Here is a 16,769-nt window from a genome sequence, read left to right on the forward strand (position 1 = left end):
TCCTCTCTCTGGAGCGCCTGTGATTCCCGAACAGCGCCGTCGCGCCTACCTCGATGCCATGCAGGTAGCCACCTGGCTGCCGCGTACCGAGCTGCCCTTTGCCGCGCCATCGCGTGCCGAGTTGCTGGCGCCGCCGCCTGTCGAAGTGCCGCTGGCTATCGTGAGCGAACCGGTAGCCGCGGTGGCCGAGCCGGTACGCGAGAGCCCGGTCGAGCGGCCGAAGATCGAAATTCCACGCCCGGGCGCCCAGCCGCGCCAGGCAGCTGTCGAGCCGGTGGCCGAGGCGGAACCTGTCGAGGAAAAACCGGCCCGGGTCAGTGCGCCTCCGCCGCGTTTTGCCCTGCAGTTGCTGCGGGCTGGCGATTGCGCCCTGTTGGTGGAACTGCCCACCGGCCAGCCGTTCCAGAGTCGCGATCCGGCCTACATTCTGCTCAAGGATCTGCTGCGCGCCGCCGGTCTGCCGGACAGCCCGCAACTGCTCGGCGAGCCGGTGCGCTGGCCGCTGCTGGTGCGCGGCAACATGGATCAGGGCCCGCAAGCGGCGCTGGAATTCGTGCAGAGCTTCGTCGCTGCGCGTCTGGAGGAGCAGCCCAGCGTCTGCCTGTGGCTGGTTGGCCTGCCGGCCATTCGCTTTGCCGGCGAGGGTGACGAGCACAGCTACAACCGCGAGCTGCAGATCGAAGGCCTTGGCGCCTGCTGGGCCTTGCCGGGCCTGGAGCTGCTGATGGAAGAGCCGACGCGCAAGCGTGAGCTGTGGCAGGCCATGCGGCGCGTTCGCCAGCGTTGGTCAATCCCTGCCCAATCCTGAGAACCCGTCTTTGAGCCCGAGTTACGCCCGATGAGCGATGCGATTTCCTTCCGCCCTATGACCGAGGCGGACCTCGATGCCGTGCTGAAGATCGAATACGCCGCCTTCAGTCATCCCTGGACGCGCGGCATCTTCACCGACAGCCTCAAGTCCTATAACTGCTGGCTGATGTTCGAGGGCAACCAGCAGGTCGGTCATGGTGTGATCAACCTGATCCTCGACGAAGCGCATCTGCTCAATATCACCATCAAGCCGGAAAGCCAGGGCCGTGGTCTTGGCTTGCGCCTGCTCGAACACCTGATGAAAGAGGCTTACGAGCTGGGCGGGCGCGAGTGTTTCCTCGAAGTGCGCGCCAGCAACCAGAGCGCCTACCGTTTGTACGAGCGTTTCGGCTTCAACGAAGTGGGGCGCCGCCGCGATTACTACCCGGCAGTCGGCGGGCGTGAAGATGCGCTGGTGATGGCCTGCACGCTAGTCGATTGAGGCCGCCTGCATAGGGTGGATGGCGCGTTGTCGATCCATCTCCCTGGTGGATGTGAAGAAGCGACATCTACCCTACGCGCCAACACCTGCGTCTGATTCGGTGCGCACGGCGCACCCTACGCGAACGCGCTAGTCCCTCCGCCCGTAGGGGGCGCCGTGCGCACCGACATTTCCGCCAGCGCTTATCACCCAGGATGCCCATCCACTCGTGCCCGAAACAGCATCGGCGCGTAATACCAGGCGAACAGGGCGAAGGCTACGCCCCAGCAAAGCGCTGCCAACCATAGCCACCCGCCACCGCATGTGACCCGAATCAGCGCGCCCAGATTGAGCAGACCGAAGGCCCAGGCCATTGCCTTCGGCGGTTGCAATGCGCGGCCGGTATGACCGAGGCTGACCCGCGCCATCATCGCCAGGATCAGCCCGCCCATCGCACCCACCGCCAGCGCGTGGTTGGCCAGGCTGGGTTGCGTCAGCCAGCCCAGGTGCCACGCAGCCATGCCGAGTGTGGCCAGCAAAAGCCAGGCGTAGGCCAGGTGCAGCGACCACAGCAGCGGCACGCGCCAGATGCCGCGCAGGTGCCAGCGCCACAGACGCAGGCCGTGCAGCGCGCTCAGCACGATGAAGGGGGCAGCCAGCCAGGGACTGGCCAGCAGGTTATGCCCGCTGGCGAACAGTGCGGCGACCAGCAAGCCGCAGGCCAGCAGCAAGCGATCCAGCCAGGGATGGGCGGCGAAGGCTTCGACCCGACCCAGGCCGCGCTGGGTGAAGAAGGGAATCACCCGACCGCCGATCAGGCTCAGCATCACGCCGATCAACCATAGCGCGGCCAGTACGCCACGGCGTTGCAGGCCATCATCGCCCTGCACCAGGCCGGCGAGCGTGAGGGACTGGCACAGTGCGAGCAGGCTCAGTACCAGCAGGATCGGGTAGTTGTTGCGTTGCCGGGCCGCGATCAGCTGGCGCGCCATCTGCGCAATGAACAGGCCGATAAACACCAGTTGCAGTGCGATCAGCATTGCCAGCGGCACGGGGAAGAACCACGCCAGGCGCGCGGCCAACCACAGCCCGAACAGCGCGATCAGAGGCCGGCCGCTGAGACCTGGACTCCCGGTCCAGGTCTGCACGGCAGTCAGCAGGAAACCGGCGATGATCGCCAGGCCGAAACCAAAGGGCATTTCGTGGCGATGCCAGGCCAGCATGCCACCCGGCACCGCAGGGTTGATCAGACCGTGCAGCGCCGCCGCCCAGAGGGCGACGGCGAGCAGGCCGAACAGGGCGCCAGCGACAAAGAACGGGCGAAAGCCCAGGCGCCAGAAGGGCGCGATGGCCAGTGCCCGCTTGCGATCAAGCAACTGCATGTACGTATGCCTTGTCTTTCAGGCGTTGCTGCGCGACCAGGCGCAGCACATAGCCGATCTTCAAGATGCTGGGACCGAGCAGTGTCAGGCTGTGCGCCAGCACCAGCGTCGGCACGTTCAGCTGCTTCTCCAGGCCATAGGCCGCCACCAGCCCCACCAGCAGCAGGATCAGGCCGGCCCAGAGCAACTGGCTGGACAGGTGCAGGATCTGCAGCGGTGGAAGATTCAGTGGGTACATGCTTCACCTCCTCATCGTTCAGCTATCCAGAGCCGAGGCCGGGCCGAAGAACTCGTAGCGGCTCTGCTCGGCAGGTACGCCCAGTGCCTGCAGGTGGCGCCTGACCTGTGCCATGAAGGGTTTCGGGCCGAGGAAGTAGGCGTCCAGATCGCGTTCGGCCGGCAGCCACTGCTCCAGCAGTTCGCGGCTGAGCAAACCCTCGGCGTCGGCCGCATCGCCCGCGCGCGGCTCGCTGTAGCACACGTAATGGCGAATCTGCGGATGTTCGGCGGCATGGGCGTCGACCCAGTCGCGGAAGGCATGCACCTCGGCATTGCGCGCGCAGTGGATGAAATGGATCGGCCGGCCGCTGTGTCGCGCGGCATCGAGCATGGCCAGTGCCGGGGTGATGCCGACGCCGGCGCTGATCAGGGCCAGTGGCTTGTCCGACTCGCTCAGGGTGAACTCGCCTGCGGGCGGGAACAGGTCCAGCACATCGCCAACCTGAACCTCGTCATGCAGATGGTTGGACACGCGCCCGCCAGGCTCGCGCTTGACGCTGATGCGGTATTCACGGCCGTTGGCCAGTGCCGACAGCGAGTAGTTGCGGCGCACCTCTTCGCCGTCCAGCACCAGGCGCATGCCGATGTACTGGCCGGGCTGATGATCGAGCAACGCGCCGCCATCGACCGGAGCCAGGTGGAAGGAAGTGATTTCGGCGCTCTCGATGACCTTGCGCGCTACGCGGAACGCCCGCGCGCCACGCCAGCCGCCGGGCGCCGCGGCATTTTGCGCGTACTGGCTTTCTTCTGCGCCGATAAGGATGTCGGCCAGTTGCTGGTAGGCTACGGCCCAGGCATCGATCACCGCGTCGGTGGCGATTTCGGCACCGAGCACTTCGCGGATCGCGCGTAGCAGGCAGCTGCCGACGATGGGGTAGTGCTCGGGCAGGATCTGCAGTGACACGTGCTTGTTGACGATCTGCGCCACCAGCGGGCCGAGGGCTTCGAGGCGGTCGATATGGCGCGCGTACATCAGCACGCCGCCCGCCAGGGCGCGCGGCTGGTCACCGCTGGCCTGGTGGGCCTGGTTGAACAGTGGGCGCACCTCGGGGTACTCGCTGAGCATCATCCGGTAGAAATGGGTGGTCAGCGCTTCGCCGCCGCTTTCCAGCAGCGGGACGGTGGCTTTGATCAGGTCGCGTTGGGCGTGGTTCAGCATCTCGGTATCTCCGCAAGGCAAATAAAGGCGCCGGTTGGCTCGTTTGGCCAGTTGTGGCGTGCTAGCGTTAGCATTGGAGATACTTCAGAAAACGTGCCATTTAAATAATCTTTAAATATCAATAACTTGAAGATTTTGTTGTTTTAATGACTCGCCCTGGTTGTGAGTCATAAAGACTTTGAATAGTCGAAATGACCGCTAATCCTCTGCTTGAAACCCTGATTCCCCTGGTCGCCGATCTGTCTCGCGAGCTGGACGACGGCGAACGTTACCGCCGCCTGTTGGCGGCGCTGCGCCAGTTGTTCCCCTGCGATGCCGTGGCGCTGCTGCGACTCGACGGCGAGGTACTGGTGCCGCTGGCAGTGGAAGGCCTGAGCCCCGACACCCTGGGGCGACGTTTCAGGGTCAGCGAGCATCCGCGCCTGGCCGCGTTGCTGGAGCATGCCGGGCCCACCCGTTTCGCCGCCGACTGCGGCCTGCCTGATCCTTATGACGGGCTGGTAGACGGCCTGCATGGGCATCTGGAAGTGCACGACTGTCTCGGTTGCCCGCTGTACCTGGACGAACAGCTCTGGGGCCTGCTGACCCTGGACTCGCTCGACCCGGCCAGTTTCGGCCGCTTCGAGCTGGACAACCTGGAAGCCTTCGCCAGCCTGGCCGCGGCCACGGTCAAGGTCAGCCAGCGAATCAGCGGCCTGGCGCAGCGGGTCGAGGCCGAGCGCCAGCTCACCGAACTGTACAAGCAGGCGCGGCAGCAACCGCGCGAGCTGGTGGGGCAGAGCGCGGCGCTGCGCAAGCTGCAGGACGAAATTCGCCTGGTCGGTGACAGCCCGCTGACGGTGCTGATCACCGGCGAGACCGGGGTCGGCAAGGAGCTGGTGGCCGAAGCGATCCACGCCACCTCGCCGCGCGCGCAGCGGCCGCTGGTCAGCATCAACTGCGCGGCCTTGCCCGATGCGCTGGTGGAGAGTGAACTGTTCGGCCATGTACGCGGCGCCTTCTCCGGGGCCATGAGCGAACGCAGTGGCAAGTTCGAGTTGGCCGATGGCGGCAGCCTGTTCCTCGACGAGGTGGGCGAACTGCCGCTGGCGATCCAGGCCAAGCTGCTGCGCGTGCTGCAGAGCGGACAGTTGCAGCGGGTCGGTTCGGATCGCGAACATCGTGTCGATGTGCGGGTGATCGCCGCCACCAACCGCGACCTGGCGGCCGAAGTGCGCGCCGGACGGTTTCGCGCCGACCTGTATCACCGCCTGAGCGTCTATCCGTTGCCGGTGCCGCCGCTGCGCGAGCGTGGTCGTGACGTGCTGTTGCTGGCCGGTTACTTCCTCGAAGAGAACCGTGCCCGGCTCGGGCTGCGCAGCCTGCGTCTGTGTGCCGAGGCGCAGAAGGCTCTGCTGGGCCACGACTGGCCGGGCAATGTACGCGAGCTGGAGCATCTGGTCGGTCGTGCGGCGATCAAGGCGCTGGCGCGCCACGGCGAGCGCCCGCGCATTCTCAGTCTGGATGTGCAGGACCTGGATTTGCCGATGGCCGAGGCGCCGCCCCTTATCGACGAAGTGCTGGCGCCCGCTGAGCCGATGCCGGCAGGTGTGGAACTGCGTACGGCGGTGGATGCCTTCCAGCGCAGGCTGATCGAACAGTGCCTGGCGCGCCACCAGGGCAAATGGGCCGACGCGGCGCGTGAGCTGGGGGTGGATCGTGCCAACCTCAGCCGCCTGGCCAGGCGCCTGGGTATTCGCTAGCCGGATTGTGGGAGGGGCTTTAGCCGCGATCTGTTGACGTCGCGGCTAAAGCCCCTCCCACATGATCGGCATCTGCCCGTAGCCCGGATGCAATCCGGGGCCGGCAAATCCCGGATTTCATCCAGGCTACAGTTGGAACACCAGCGCCTTCAGGCCGCTTTCGGGGGAGATATCGGGAAACTCCGGCGGGTTGTCCAGGCGCTGCACGAAGCGCAGCTGCGGGGCTTCTGCCGCCATTCCTTCGATAAGAAAGTCCGGGCCGATATCGGGGTCGTTGACGCAGGCCAGCACGGTGCCGTGCTCGGTCAGCAGCTCGGGCAGGCGGCGCAGGATCTTGCGGTAGTCCTGGGTAAGGGCGAAGCTGCCTTTCTGGAAGGTCGGCGGATCGATGATCACCAGGTCATACGGCCCGCTCTTGCGCACCTTGCCCCAGGACTTGAACAGCTCGTGGCCGAGAAACTCCACTCGGGAGAGGTCGTGCCCGTTCAGGCGATGATTCTCGCGCCCGCGCGACAGCGCGGCGCGCGCCATGTCCAGATTGACCACCCGCTCGGCGCCACCGGCGATGGCCGCGACGGAGAAGCCGCAGGTGTAGGCGAACAGGTTGAGCACGCGCTTGCCGGCGGTCTGCTCGCGTACCCACTGGCGACCCAGGCGCATATCGAGAAACAGCCCGATGTTCTGCTTGCTGCCCAGATCCAGCAGGTAGTGCAGGCCGTCCTCGATGATCGGCCATTGCGCCTGTGGCTCGCCGGCCAGCCATTCGCTCTCGCTGCCCTGCACATAGCGGTGCTGCAGCAGCAGGCCGCGCGCACCGCTGGCCTGCCATTGCGGTGTTTCCAGCAGTTCCATGAGCAGCGGCCGTAGTGCTGGCGACGGTTCGCGGAACAGCATCACCAGCACCACGCCGGACAGCCAGTCGACGGTGATCTGCTCCAGCCCCGGCCAGCAGCGGCCGCGGCCATGGAACAGGCGGCGGGTCTCGCTGCCGGGGTGGTTTTCCAATGCCTGCAGCAGGTGCTCGCGCAGGGTGGCGAGGGCGGCATCAGTCATCGCGGGTCAGCACTTCCAGCAGCTCGATCTCGAAGGTCAGGTTGGAATTGGGTGGAATCGAGCCGACGCTGCGCTCGCCATAACCCAGGTGAGCGGGCACCTGCAGCTTGCGTTTGCCACCCACCTGCATGCCCATCAGACCCTGGTCCCAGCCCTTGATCACTCGACCGGTGCCGATCACGCACTGGAACGGTTTGCCGCGCGAGAAGGACGAGTCGAACTCGCTGCCGTCGGCCAGCCAGCCGCGGTACTGGGTGGTGATCAGGGCGCCCTTGACCACGGCCTTGCCGTCGCCGAGTTGCAGGTCTTCGATGATCAGTTCGTCAGTCATGTCAGGTTTCCTTGCGATGACGGTTTTGGCTGGCCTGTACCGAGCGTTCCGCGGGGACGCGAAGCTGGGTCAGCAGGTAGTCGGCGAACGCCGGTGCATAGTTCTGTAGGGCGATGGCGCCGGCCATGCAGCTCAGCCAGCTTTCCGCCAGCGCCTGATCGATCGGCCACTGGGCATGGAAGGCCGGAATGCTGATGCTGCCGTATTTCTCGGCGAACAGACGTGGCCCGCCCAGCCAGCCGCTGAGAAAGCACGCCAACTTGTCGCGCGAGGCGCTCAGGTCGGCGGGGTGCAGTGCGCGCAGGGCGGCGGCTTCGGGGCGTTCGTCCATCAGTCGGTAGAAGTCGTCGACCAGGCGGCGCAGGCCGTCGATACCGCCAGCGGCCTGGTAGGAGGCATCGCCAGTGCCGTAGGGAGGTGTTTCGCTCATCGAGCCATCGTCCGGAAAAGGCGCCATTGTAACCGCTGGCGTAGAATGGCCGGCCAGTTTGGTTCGAGGTAATGGGTAACTGCAGAGGCTGTTTTCTCCCCTCTCCCATGAATGGGAGAGGGGGCAGATCGTGCTTGCCTGAAAAGATGATGACGCAACCCCAGCAAGGCTTCGTGCTCAGCCGCCATTGGCGCGATACGCCGGAGGGCACCGAGGTGGCCTTCTGGCTGGCGACCGATGCCGGCCCGCGCCAGATACGCCTGCCGCCTCAGGAGTCGGTGGCCTTTATCCCCGCCGAGCAGCGTGCCTGGGCCGAGCCGTTGTTGCGTGATGCGCAGGGAGCCGAGCTGCGTGAGCTGGCTTTGCGCGACTTCAAGCGCCGCCCGGTGCTGGGCCTGTATTGCCGCCAGTACCGCCAGTTGCTGCAGCTTGAGAAAAAACTGCGCCAGGTCGGCGTGGATGTGTACGAGGCCGATATTCGTCCGCCGGATCGCTACCTGATGGAGCGCTTTATCACCGCCAGCGTGTTCTTCGATGGTATCGAGCAGCCGGACGGCAGCCTGCTGTGCAAGTCGCTCAAACCCGCGCCTGATTACCGCCCGACGCTGCGCCTGGTGTCGCTGGATATCGAGACCAGCGCTCGCGGCGAGCTGTATTCCATCGCCCTGGAAGGCTGTGGCCAGCGTCAGGTCTACATGCTCGGCCCGGCCAATGGCGACGCCAGCCTCGTCGACTTCGACCTGGAGTATTGCGACAGCCGCAAGGCGCTGCTCGAGCGCCTGAATGACTGGCTGCAGCGGCATGATCCGGACGCCATCATCGGCTGGAACCTGGTGCAGTTCGACCTGCGTGTGCTGCGCGATCACGCCGAGCAGCTCAAGGTGCCGCTGCTACTGGGGCGTGGCGGCGACGTGATGGGCTGGCGCCAGCACAACAGCAGCCAGCACTACTTCGCCGAGGCGGCCGGGCGGCTGATCATCGACGGCATCGAGGCGCTGCGTTCTGCGACCTGGAGTTTCTCCTCGTTCAGCCTGGAATCGGTGGCGCAGACCCTGTTAGGCGAGGGCAAGGCCATCGACACACCCTACGCGCGGATGGACGAGATCCAGCGCATGTTCGACGAGGACAAGCCGGCGCTGGCGCGCTACAACCTCAAGGACTGCGAGCTGGTCACGCGGATCTTCGCTCACACCGATCTGCTCGCCTTCCTGCTGGAGCGCTCCAGCGTCACCGGGCTGGCGGCCGACCGCAGCGGCGGCTCGGTGGCGGCTTTCACCCACCTGTACCTGCCGCCCATGCATCGTCTGGGTTTCGTCGCGCCGAACCTTGGCGACATACGCGGCGAGAACAGCCCCGGCGGCTTCGTCATGGATTCGCGCCCCGGTCTGTACGACTCGGTGCTGGTGCTGGACTACAAGAGCCTGTATCCGTCGATCATCCGCAGCTTTTTGATCGACCCGCTGGGGCTGGTCGAAGGCCTGCACCAGCCGGATGACGAACATTCGGTGGAAGGCTTTCGCGGCGCACGCTTCTCGCGTACCCGGCATTGCCTGCCGGCCATCGTCGAGCGCGTCTGGCAGGGCCGTGAGGCGGCCAAGCGCGACGGCAACAAGGCGCTGTCGCAGGCGTTGAAGATCATCATGAACGCCTTCTACGGCGTGCTCGGCTCCAGTGGTTGTCGCTTCTTCGACCCGCGCCTGGCGTCGTCGATCACCTTGCGTGGCCACCAGATCATGAAGCGCACCCGCGAGCTGATCGAGGCCGAGGGCCATGCGGTGATCTACGGCGACACCGACTCCACCTTCGTCTGGCTCGGTCGCGCCCACGACGAGGAGGAGGCAGCGCGCATCGGGCGCGCGCTGGTGGCCCGCGTCAACGCCTGGTGGCGCGAGCATCTGCAGATTGAGTACGGCCTGACCAGCGCCCTGGAGCTGCAGTTCGAGACCCATTACCGGCGTTTTCTCATGCCTACCATTCGCGGCACCGAGGAGGGCAGCAAGAAGCGCTACGCCGGCCTGGTTCACGACGTGGACGGCAGCGAACGCATGGTGTTCAAGGGGCTGGAAACGGTGCGCACCGACTGGTCGCCGCTGGCCCAGCGCTTCCAGCAGGAGCTGTATCGCCTGGTGTTCGACGGCCAGCCCTACGAGGACTACGTGCGCGACTACGTGAAACGTACGCTGGCCGGCGAGCTGGACGAGCTGCTGGTCTATCGCAAGCGCTTGCGCCGGCGCCTCGATGACTACCAGCGCAACGTGCCGCCGCATGTGCGTGCCGCGCGCAGCGCCGACGAGCACAACCAGCGCCTCGGCCGGCCGCTGCAGTACCAGCGCGGCGGCTGGATCAGCTACCTGATCACCACCGCCGGCCCGCAGCCGCTGGAGCGCCTGCTCTCGCCCATCGACTACGAGCACTACCTGAGCCGCCAGCTCAAGCCGGTGGCCGACGCCATCCTGCCCTTCGTTGGCGGCGACTTCGAACGCCTTGTGGACGGACAGCTGGGGCTATTCTAGGCCGTCTCGTTGGACGGCGTCCGTAGGGTGCGCCGTGCGCACCTACCCTTTACCTGCCACCTCCATTCGCCTCCCGTCGGGGCTAAAGCCCCTCCCACGGCTGGCCGATGGGGTAGGCGCGAACTCATTGGCCATCCCGTTGCGGCGCGGGTCGCGAATGAATGCGTTCCAGCGGGACCGGGGCGCTCGGGCGCAATCCGGGGGCGCCGCCCGCTATGGCCCAGCCCAGCTTTCGTTGGCCAACGCGCGTTGCAGGAAGTCGCACAGCGTCTGCACCTTGAGCGATGCGCGGCGTGCGCGCGGATACAGCGCGCAGATCTCATCGTCGGTGGGCCGGGCCTCGGCCAGCACCTGCACCAGCCTGCCGGCCTGCAGGTCGTGCTGCACGATGAAGCGCGGCAGTACCGCCACGCCCAGGCCGGCCAGCGCGGCGTCACGCATGGCCTCGCCGTTGTTGCTGGTGAAGCGCCCGCCGGGCGCCAGGGTCAGCGGGCGCTGCGCATCGGCCGGATCGTCGAACGACCACAACTGCCCGGCGCTGAGGTTGCAGTAGCCTATGCAGGGATGTTCGAGCAACTGTTCCAGGCGCTCGGGCGCGCCATGTTCGCGGATGTAGTCGGGGCTGCAGCACACCACCCGCGGGCTGCTGCCGAGGCGCCGGGCAATCAGCGCACTGTCGTGCAGGCGTGAGATGCGCAGGCACAGATCGTAACCTTCGCGTTCGAAGTCGCTGACCCGGTCGTCCAGCTGCAGCGCCAGCTCCAGCTGCGGATGCTGGCGCATGAACTCGGCCAGTCGCGGCGCCAGCCACAAGGTGCCAAAGCTCATCGGCGCAAGAATGCGCAGGCGGCCGGCCAGGCTGCCATCCTCGAAGGCCACCGCTTCGGCGGCGCTGCGCAGTTCGGCCAGCGCCGCCTTGGCCTGCTGGTAGAAGCGCTGACCGCTGTCGGTCGGCGCCACCTTGCGCGTGGAGCGAAACAGCAGCTTGGCGCCCAGATGGCGCTCCAGGTCGCTGAGGCGCTTGCTGACCACCGACTTGGCTACTCCCAGCTGCTGGGCAGCGAGGCTGACGCTGCCCAGCTCGGCGACGCGCAGAAAGGTTTCGATTTCCTGAATATCCAGTTTCATGAAGCGACCGTGCGGCTTGATCGGAATGCCGTTCAGCATAACGCCTGGATGGTAGGGATGATTGTTCGTGCAGGGCGAAAAGCCATTTCGCTCACCGGCGGGAGGTCGTGCGTCGCACCGGAGGCTAGGCTTGAACTCCCCGCAACGGGTTGATTCGCTTACTGCCAATGGAGGCTACGCCATGTCTTTTACCTACAAGCGTCTGAACAAGGACGATGCCGTCGTGCTGCTGGTCGACCACCAGGCCGGCCTGCTCTCGCTGGTGCGTGACTACACCCCGGACGAGTTCAAGAACAACGTGCTGGCGCTGGCCGACATCGCCAAGTTCTTCAACCTGCCGACCATCCTCACCACCAGCTTCGAGAACGGCCCCAACGGCCCGATCGTGCCCGAGCTCAAGGCCATGTTCCCCGATGCCCCCTATATCGCCCGGCCGGGGCAGATCAACGCCTGGGACAACGCCGATTTCGTCAAGGCCATCGAGGCCACCGGGCGCAAGCAACTGATCATCGCCGGGGTGGTCACCGACGTCTGTGTGGCCTTCCCGACCCTGTCCGCGCTGGAGGCCGGCTATGAGGTCTTCGTTGTCACCGATGCTTCGGGCACCTTAAATACCAGCGTGCGCGACGCCGCGCTGATGCGCATGGCCCACGCCGGCGCGCAGATGCTCAACTGGTTCAGCGTCGGTTGCGAACTGCACCGCGACTGGCGCAACGACATCGAGGGCTTCGGCGGCATTCTCGGCGGGCACCTGCCGGCCTACGCCAACCTGATCCAGAGCTACAGCCAGAAGTGACCCGGCGAGCCCCCGCCGGCGCTGCCGGTGGGGCTCATCCGGCAGGGTGTGAATAACGCTGCAGCAGCAAAGCGCCCAGCAACCCGGCATCAACGACAGGGCCAGCCATCCTGCGCTTCCTCGGCGGTAAGTTCGAAGGCCTGGTGGACGGGCGGCTCGGGCTGCCGGATGTACTTAGTTAAACGGCGCACCTCAGCAGGAGCGGGTTCCGGGGCGGTGGAAACAGGAAATATTTTGCAAACTCTGCGCAATTGAGCCGCGTTCGAGGCCTGAATATATTCGCGCTCGTGATACCGGGCCCCTCTGGCGGTTAACACCGCGATGTCGGAATCACAGTCTGTTCAATCTGACTGTAGGAGGGGCTCATGACTGCCCTAGAACTGTTTCTCTTCGCCGACTTCCTCGGCACGGCCACCTGGTTGTGGCTGGTCTTCATCGCTGTCGTCATCTCCCTGCTGGCCTTCGATCTTGGCGTGCTACATCGCGATAACCGCGAAATCGGCGTGCGTGAGAGCCTGTTGCTGTCGGCCGGCTATATCACAGCGGGTTTGCTGTTCGGTGTCTGGGTGTTCTTCCAGAAAGGCGGCGACGCCAGCATGGATTACCTCACCGGCTTTCTGATCGAGAAATCGCTGTCGATGGACAACGTGTTTCTCATGGCCATGATCTTCAGCTTTCTCGCCATCCCGCGGCAGTACCAGCACAAGGTGCTGTTCTGGGGAATCATGGGCGTGCTGGTGCTGCGGGCGATCATGATCGGCCTGGGCGCCGCGCTGATCCATGAGTTCGACTGGATCCTCTACGTGTTCGGCGCCTTCCTGTTCTTCACCGGCGTGAAGATGCTGTTCGCCAAGCTCGACGATGCCCCGGACCTGGAAAATAACGTGCTGGTGAAGTTCCTGCGCAAGCACCTGCGGGTGACCGATGGCCTGCATGGCGAGCGTTTCTTCGTGCGTCAGGACGATGGACAGGGCCGCAGCGTGCTGTGGGTTACCCCGCTGTTCCTGGCGCTGATCCTGATTGAGTGCGCCGACCTGATGTTCGCCATCGACAGCGTGCCGGCGATCTTCGCCATTACCCAGGACCCGTTCATCGTCTACACCTCGAATATCTTCGCCATCCTTGGCCTGCGGGCCCTGTATTTCGCCCTGGCCGCGCTGATCCACCGCTTCGCCTACCTCAAGTACGCACTGGCGCTGGTGCTGGTGTTCATCGGCGCGAAGATCTTCCTGGTCGGCATCATCGGCAAGATTCCGGCGGCGGTGTCCCTGAGCGTCACCCTGGGTCTGCTGATCGGCGGTGTGCTGCTGTCGCTGTACAAGACCCGCGGCCAGTCGCCTGCCAAGATCTGACATGTGAACCCCGCCCGGCCCGTCATCTGGCGAGGCCGGGCTTAGCAACTGGAGAACTATGATGCATACACATTGGATGAAATGTCTGGTGCCCATGGCGCTGGGTGTGGCGTTGCTCAGCCTGGTTGGCTGTGAGGCTGCCGAACAGTCCGCGCAGAAACTGGCTGAAGAGGCGAAAAAGGAAGCACAGGCGCTGATCAGCGACTCCGTCGGCGAGGTGGTGAACGAGGTCAACCGCCAGGTGGACTCTCTGCAGGAGTCGACCAACCGAGCCTTGGGCAAGGCCGAACAGGACGAACAATCCGGGAACCAGGAAAACGAGAGCGAGCCGACCGGCGAGCCTGGCGCGGAAACCTGATGCTAGGCGTGGATCGCGAATAAATTCGCTCCTACAGGTTCTTTCCGCACCCAGGATGGTTGGGCGCACGGTTGGTAGCCGCGGGTTTATCCGCGAAGGGGCTGACGCCGGGGCCGCAGGCAGTGCGAAACCAATCCGGCCATTTGCCAATGAAAAAGGCGAAGCCTCTCGGCTTCGCCTTTGTTCTATCCGTGCTGGCTCAGTGCCTGCGCGGCACCGGCTTGAGCAGCTCGTCCGGTGGCATTTCGCACTGGATCTTGCGGCCGATCAGTGCCTCGATCGGCGGCAGGGCGAAGGCATCGTCCTCGCCGGCGAAGCTGATCGAGGTGCCGCTGGTGCCGGCGCGGCCGGTACGGCCGATGCGGTGCACGTAGTCGTCCGGGTCTTCCGGCAGGGTGAAGTTGATCACGTGACTGATGCCGTCGACATGGATGCCGCGGCCGGCCACGTCGGTGGCCACCAGCACCCGGATATGCCCGGCGCGGAAGCCTTCGAGCACCTTGATGCGCTTGTGCTGCGGCACGTCGCCGGACATCTGCGCAGCGCTGACGCCGTCGCGGGTCAGGCGCTCCTCGATACGGCGCACTTCGTCCTTGCGGTTGGCGAAGACCATCACCCGGTCCCAGGCGTTCTGCGTGATCAGGTTATAGAGCAGCTTGTACTTGTCGCTGGAGGCCACGGCGTAGACGTGCTGTTCGACGGTATCGCTGGCGACGTTCTCCGGCTCGATCTCGACGATGGCCGGGTTGACCGTCCACTGCTTGGCCAGGTTCATCACGTCTTCGGTGAAGGTGGCGGAGAACAGCAGGGTCTGGCGGTCGCCCTTCATCGGCGTCTGGCGGATGATCTGGCGTACCTGCGGGATGAAGCCCATGTCGAGCATGCGGTCGGCTTCGTCCAGCACCATCACCTCGACCATGTCCAGATGCACCTCGCCGCGCTGGTTGAAGTCCAGCAGGCGGCCCGGGGTGGCGACCAGGATGTCGCAGAAGCGCGATTCCAGCTGCTTGAGCTGCTTGTCGAAGTCCATGCCGCCGACGAAGCTCATGACGTTGAGCTTGGTGTACTTGGTCAGCGCGACGGCGTCCTTGGCGATCTGCACCACCAGCTCGCGGGTTGGCGCGATGATCAGTGCGCGCGGCTCGCCCATGTAGCGTTCCTTCGGCGGCGGGGTCTGCAGCAGCTGGGTGATGATCGAGATGAGAAACGCGGCAGTCTTGCCGGTGCCGGTCTGGGCGCGGCCGATGGCGTCCTGACCCTTGAGGGTGTAACCCAGTACGCCGGCCTGGATCGGCGTGCAGTAGGGGAAGCCGAGGTCGTGGATGGCGTGCATCAGCTCGGGGGCGAGCTTGAAGTCGTGGAAGCGCGTCTTGCCTTCGGCTGGCTCGACCACGAAATCTTCCAGCTTCCAGTTATCCACCGGCTTGGCCGGACGCTCGCGGCGTGGCTTTTCGGCCTTGGGCGGGCGAGGCTGCTGTGGCGCGGGGCTGTCGCTGACCGTCTCGCTGGCAGGGCGGGCGGGCTTGTTCTTGCGGGGACGCTTGTCGTCTGCGCCACGGCTCTGGGCGGGCGCTACTGCGGGTGACGGCGCTGGTTGTGGCTGCTCGTCTTCGGCTTTGCCGAACATTTTCTTGAGTGCTTTGAGCACGGGCTTCTCATCGACTGGTTAAGGAGTGAACGCCCGCCAGTGTAATGCAAGACGCGGGCGTGGCGAAGTGCTTCGCTCGCGTCTGTCAAGAGCCGGCCTCAATTCTCCGGCAGGCTGGCCAGCAGCAGGCGCTGGACGTTGCCGCCCATGATCGCGGCGATGGCGGCCTCGTCGAAGCCGGCGCCCTGCAGGCCTTCGGTGAGCTGCGCCAGGCCGGTGACGTCGAACGGCGTGTGTACGGTGCCGTTGAAATCAGACCCCAGGGCGACGTGCTCGACACCGACCTTGTCCACCGTGTAACGGATGGCGCGGACTATGGCCGCAACCGAGGTGTCGCACACCGCGGTGCTCCAGTAGCCGATGCCGATCACTCCACCCGTGGCGGCGATGGCCTGCAGGTGCTTGTCGCTGAGGTTGCGCGTGCCGGGGCAGGTGCCCTCGACCCCGGTGTGCGAGACCAGCACCGGGCGCGTGGCCATGGCCAATACGTCGTCGATCAGCGGGCGGGAGGCGTGGGCCAGGTCCACCAGCATGGATTTTTCTTCCAGCCGGGTAATCACTTGCCTGCCCAGCGGAGTCAGGCCGCCTTTCTTCTGGCCGTGGGCCGAACCGCCGACCTCGTTGTCGAAGAAGTGGGTAAGGCCGGCGATGCGAAAGCCCGCGTCATACAGCACGTCGATGTTTTCCAGCTTGCCTTCGATGGGTTGCAGGCCCTCGGTGGCGAGCAGGCCGGCGACGCGGCGCGGGTCCCTTTCCCAGGCTTCGATGAAGTTCGCCAGGTCGTTGCGGGTGCGGATCAGCAGCAGACGGCCGTCGCTGCCGGCGGCGGCGTCCTGGAGTTTCTGCGCCTGGTACAGCGCGCGCTGCAGCAGGCTGCTCCAGGTTTCCCGCGGCCAGCGCTGGGCCATGGCCAGCAGGGTGATGTTGTCGCTGTCGGCGCCGTTGCTCTCCATGTTCAGGCCGCGCGGGGTCTTGGTCACGGTGGAGAACACCTGCAGGCCGAGGCGGCCTTCGAGCATGCGCGGCAGGTCGGAATGGCCGTAATCGTAGCGTTTGAGCAGATCGCGCTCCCAGAGCAGGGCGTCGTCGTGCAGATCGGCGACGAACAGGCCCTGGTGCAGCTTCTGCGCGCTGGCGCTGGCCGGATAGGGCGGCGGGCTGGCGACGCTGTTCATTTGCGCGTCGATGACCTGAGGCAGGCCGAGCACGGCGAGGGCGGAGAGGGGAACCAGCAGAAGCAGGGCGATCAGCAGTTTGCGCATGAGGAGCCATCCGGGCATGTTGTTATGCCGGGCACTCTAGCAGGGAAGCAGTACGCGCGGTTTACC

16 protein-coding genes are annotated in these 16,769 nt (G+C 65.4%); 7 read left to right on the plus strand and 9 right to left on the minus strand.

Annotated features, from left to right (window positions below; all coding sequences use genetic code 11):
• Positions 1–19: 19 nt before the first annotated feature.
• Together BLS61_RS14105 and rimI are read left to right on the plus strand one after the other, a co-directional pair.
• Positions 20–808 carry an energy transducer TonB gene (locus BLS61_RS14105; RefSeq protein WP_090431854.1) on the plus strand — a complete coding sequence of 263 codons (789 nt, stop codon included), beginning with the start codon at positions 20–22 and terminating at the stop codon, positions 806–808.
• A gap of 30 nt (positions 809–838) precedes the next feature.
• Positions 839–1,291, plus strand: coding sequence for a ribosomal protein S18-alanine N-acetyltransferase (rimI, locus tag BLS61_RS14110; protein ID WP_024309357.1), 453 nt, complete (start codon positions 839–841; stop codon positions 1,289–1,291).
• A gap of 185 nt (positions 1,292–1,476) precedes the next feature.
• On the opposite strand, the gene BLS61_RS14115 is transcribed toward rimI, so the two are convergent.
• From BLS61_RS14115 to hmpA, 3 genes are read right to left on the minus strand one after another with little or no spacing between them, the layout of a single operon-like run.
• On the minus strand, positions 1,477–2,652 hold the full coding sequence (locus BLS61_RS14115) for an NnrS family protein (RefSeq protein WP_090431856.1): 1,176 nt from the start codon (positions 2,650–2,652) through the stop codon (positions 1,477–1,479).
• Complete coding sequence (locus BLS61_RS14120; protein WP_090431858.1) at positions 2,639–2,890, minus strand: transmembrane sensor/regulator PpyR; 252 nt, start codon at positions 2,888–2,890, stop codon at positions 2,639–2,641. Before BLS61_RS14120 ends, BLS61_RS14115 begins: the two co-directional genes overlap by 14 nt.
• 18 nt (positions 2,891–2,908) lie before the next feature.
• Positions 2,909–4,090 carry an NO-inducible flavohemoprotein gene (gene hmpA / locus BLS61_RS14125; RefSeq protein WP_090431860.1) on the minus strand — a complete coding sequence of 394 codons (1,182 nt, stop codon included), beginning with the start codon at positions 4,088–4,090 and terminating at the stop codon, positions 2,909–2,911.
• A 191-nt stretch (positions 4,091–4,281) separates the two neighbouring features.
• On the opposite strand from hmpA, the gene norR reads away from it, so the two are divergent.
• Positions 4,282–5,832, plus strand: coding sequence for a nitric oxide reductase transcriptional regulator NorR (gene norR, locus BLS61_RS14130; RefSeq protein ID WP_090431862.1), 1,551 nt, complete (start codon positions 4,282–4,284; stop codon positions 5,830–5,832).
• Positions 5,833–5,958: 126 nt separating this feature from the next.
• Here the strand turns inward: norR and BLS61_RS14135 are convergent, their stop codons facing one another.
• Genes BLS61_RS14135 through BLS61_RS14145 form a run of 3 tightly spaced genes read right to left on the minus strand, consistent with a single transcriptional unit; the run spans position 5,959 to position 7,646 of the window.
• Entirely contained in the window at positions 5,959–6,885 is a 927-nt protein-coding gene (locus BLS61_RS14135) for a class I SAM-dependent methyltransferase (RefSeq protein WP_090431864.1), read from the minus strand.
• Entirely contained in the window at positions 6,878–7,216 is a 339-nt protein-coding gene (locus BLS61_RS14140; RefSeq protein ID WP_090431866.1) for an FKBP-type peptidyl-prolyl cis-trans isomerase, read from the minus strand. Before BLS61_RS14140 ends, BLS61_RS14135 begins: the two co-directional genes overlap by 8 nt.
• 1 nt (position 7,217) lies before the next feature.
• Positions 7,218–7,646 carry a group II truncated hemoglobin gene (locus BLS61_RS14145; protein ID WP_208598805.1) on the minus strand — a complete coding sequence of 143 codons (429 nt, stop codon included), beginning with the start codon at positions 7,644–7,646 and terminating at the stop codon, positions 7,218–7,220.
• Between the two features lie 149 nt (positions 7,647–7,795).
• Here BLS61_RS14145 and BLS61_RS14150 point away from each other — a divergent pair, with 149 nt between their 5' ends.
• Positions 7,796–10,159 (plus strand): DNA polymerase II, encoded by a 2,364-nt coding sequence (locus BLS61_RS14150; RefSeq protein ID WP_208598806.1) that lies wholly within the window; start codon positions 7,796–7,798, stop codon positions 10,157–10,159.
• A 213-nt stretch (positions 10,160–10,372) separates the two neighbouring features.
• On the opposite strand, the gene BLS61_RS14155 is transcribed toward BLS61_RS14150, so the two are convergent.
• Positions 10,373–11,326, minus strand: coding sequence for a LysR family transcriptional regulator (locus BLS61_RS14155; RefSeq protein ID WP_090431872.1), 954 nt, complete (start codon positions 11,324–11,326; stop codon positions 10,373–10,375).
• Between the two features lie 142 nt (positions 11,327–11,468).
• Here BLS61_RS14155 and ycaC point away from each other — a divergent pair, with 142 nt between their 5' ends.
• The 3 genes from ycaC (at position 11,469) to BLS61_RS14170 (ending at position 13,793) form a co-directional block, all read left to right on the plus strand.
• A complete protein-coding gene (ycaC, locus tag BLS61_RS14160; RefSeq protein ID WP_090431874.1) occupies positions 11,469–12,083 on the plus strand; it encodes an isochorismate family cysteine hydrolase YcaC in 615 nt (204 codons plus the stop codon).
• A 365-nt stretch (positions 12,084–12,448) separates the two neighbouring features.
• The gene (locus tag BLS61_RS14165; RefSeq protein ID WP_090431876.1) at positions 12,449–13,435 is read left to right on the plus strand and encodes a TerC family protein; all 987 of its coding nucleotides are present in this window, start codon (positions 12,449–12,451) and stop codon (positions 13,433–13,435) included.
• A gap of 58 nt (positions 13,436–13,493) precedes the next feature.
• Positions 13,494–13,793 (plus strand): hypothetical protein, encoded by a 300-nt coding sequence (locus BLS61_RS14170; RefSeq protein ID WP_244157956.1) that lies wholly within the window; start codon positions 13,494–13,496, stop codon positions 13,791–13,793.
• Positions 13,794–13,992: 199 nt separating this feature from the next.
• Here the strand turns inward: BLS61_RS14170 and rhlB are convergent, their stop codons facing one another.
• Both rhlB and BLS61_RS14180 read right to left on the minus strand, forming a co-directional pair.
• Entirely contained in the window at positions 13,993–15,441 is a 1,449-nt protein-coding gene (gene rhlB, locus BLS61_RS14175; protein WP_090431880.1) for an ATP-dependent RNA helicase RhlB, read from the minus strand.
• Positions 15,442–15,539: 98 nt separating this feature from the next.
• A complete protein-coding gene (locus tag BLS61_RS14180) occupies positions 15,540–16,703 on the minus strand; it encodes a dipeptidase (protein ID WP_090431883.1) in 1,164 nt (387 codons plus the stop codon).
• Positions 16,704–16,769: the final 66 nt, after the last annotated feature.

It is taken from the genome of Ectopseudomonas guguanensis, from assembly GCF_900104265.1.
Classification (GTDB): Bacteria; Pseudomonadota; Gammaproteobacteria; order Pseudomonadales; family Pseudomonadaceae; genus Aquipseudomonas; species Aquipseudomonas guguanensis.

What these genes read in the sequence shown, in the direction of transcription:
- BLS61_RS14180 (WP_090431883.1), bottom strand. Translation starts at nt 16,703, where the DNA reads ATGCGCAAACTGCTGATCGCCCTGCTTCTGCTGGTTCCCCTCTCCGCC.
- BLS61_RS14120 (WP_090431858.1), bottom strand. Translation starts at nt 2,890, where the DNA reads ATGTACCCACTGAATCTTCCACCGCTGCAGATCCTGCACCTGTCCAGC.
- BLS61_RS14155 (WP_090431872.1), bottom strand. Translation starts at nt 11,326, where the DNA reads ATGCTGAACGGCATTCCGATCAAGCCGCACGGTCGCTTCATGAAACTG.
- hmpA (WP_090431860.1), bottom strand. Translation starts at nt 4,090, where the DNA reads ATGCTGAACCACGCCCAACGCGACCTGATCAAAGCCACCGTCCCGCTG.
- BLS61_RS14150 (WP_208598806.1), top strand. Translation starts at nt 7,796, where the DNA reads ATGACGCAACCCCAGCAAGGCTTCGTGCTCAGCCGCCATTGGCGCGAT.
- BLS61_RS14135 (WP_090431864.1), bottom strand. Translation starts at nt 6,885, where the DNA reads ATGACTGATGCCGCCCTCGCCACCCTGCGCGAGCACCTGCTGCAGGCA.
- norR (WP_090431862.1), top strand. Translation starts at nt 4,282, where the DNA reads ATGACCGCTAATCCTCTGCTTGAAACCCTGATTCCCCTGGTCGCCGAT.
- BLS61_RS14165 (WP_090431876.1), top strand. Translation starts at nt 12,449, where the DNA reads ATGACTGCCCTAGAACTGTTTCTCTTCGCCGACTTCCTCGGCACGGCC.
- ycaC (WP_090431874.1), top strand. Translation starts at nt 11,469, where the DNA reads ATGTCTTTTACCTACAAGCGTCTGAACAAGGACGATGCCGTCGTGCTG.
- BLS61_RS14145 (WP_208598805.1), bottom strand. Translation starts at nt 7,646, where the DNA reads ATGAGCGAAACACCTCCCTACGGCACTGGCGATGCCTCCTACCAGGCC.
- BLS61_RS14140 (WP_090431866.1), bottom strand. Translation starts at nt 7,216, where the DNA reads ATGACTGACGAACTGATCATCGAAGACCTGCAACTCGGCGACGGCAAG.
- rimI (WP_024309357.1), top strand. Translation starts at nt 839, where the DNA reads ATGAGCGATGCGATTTCCTTCCGCCCTATGACCGAGGCGGACCTCGAT.
- BLS61_RS14115 (WP_090431856.1), bottom strand. Translation starts at nt 2,652, where the DNA reads ATGCAGTTGCTTGATCGCAAGCGGGCACTGGCCATCGCGCCCTTCTGG.
- BLS61_RS14170 (WP_244157956.1), top strand. Translation starts at nt 13,494, where the DNA reads ATGATGCATACACATTGGATGAAATGTCTGGTGCCCATGGCGCTGGGT.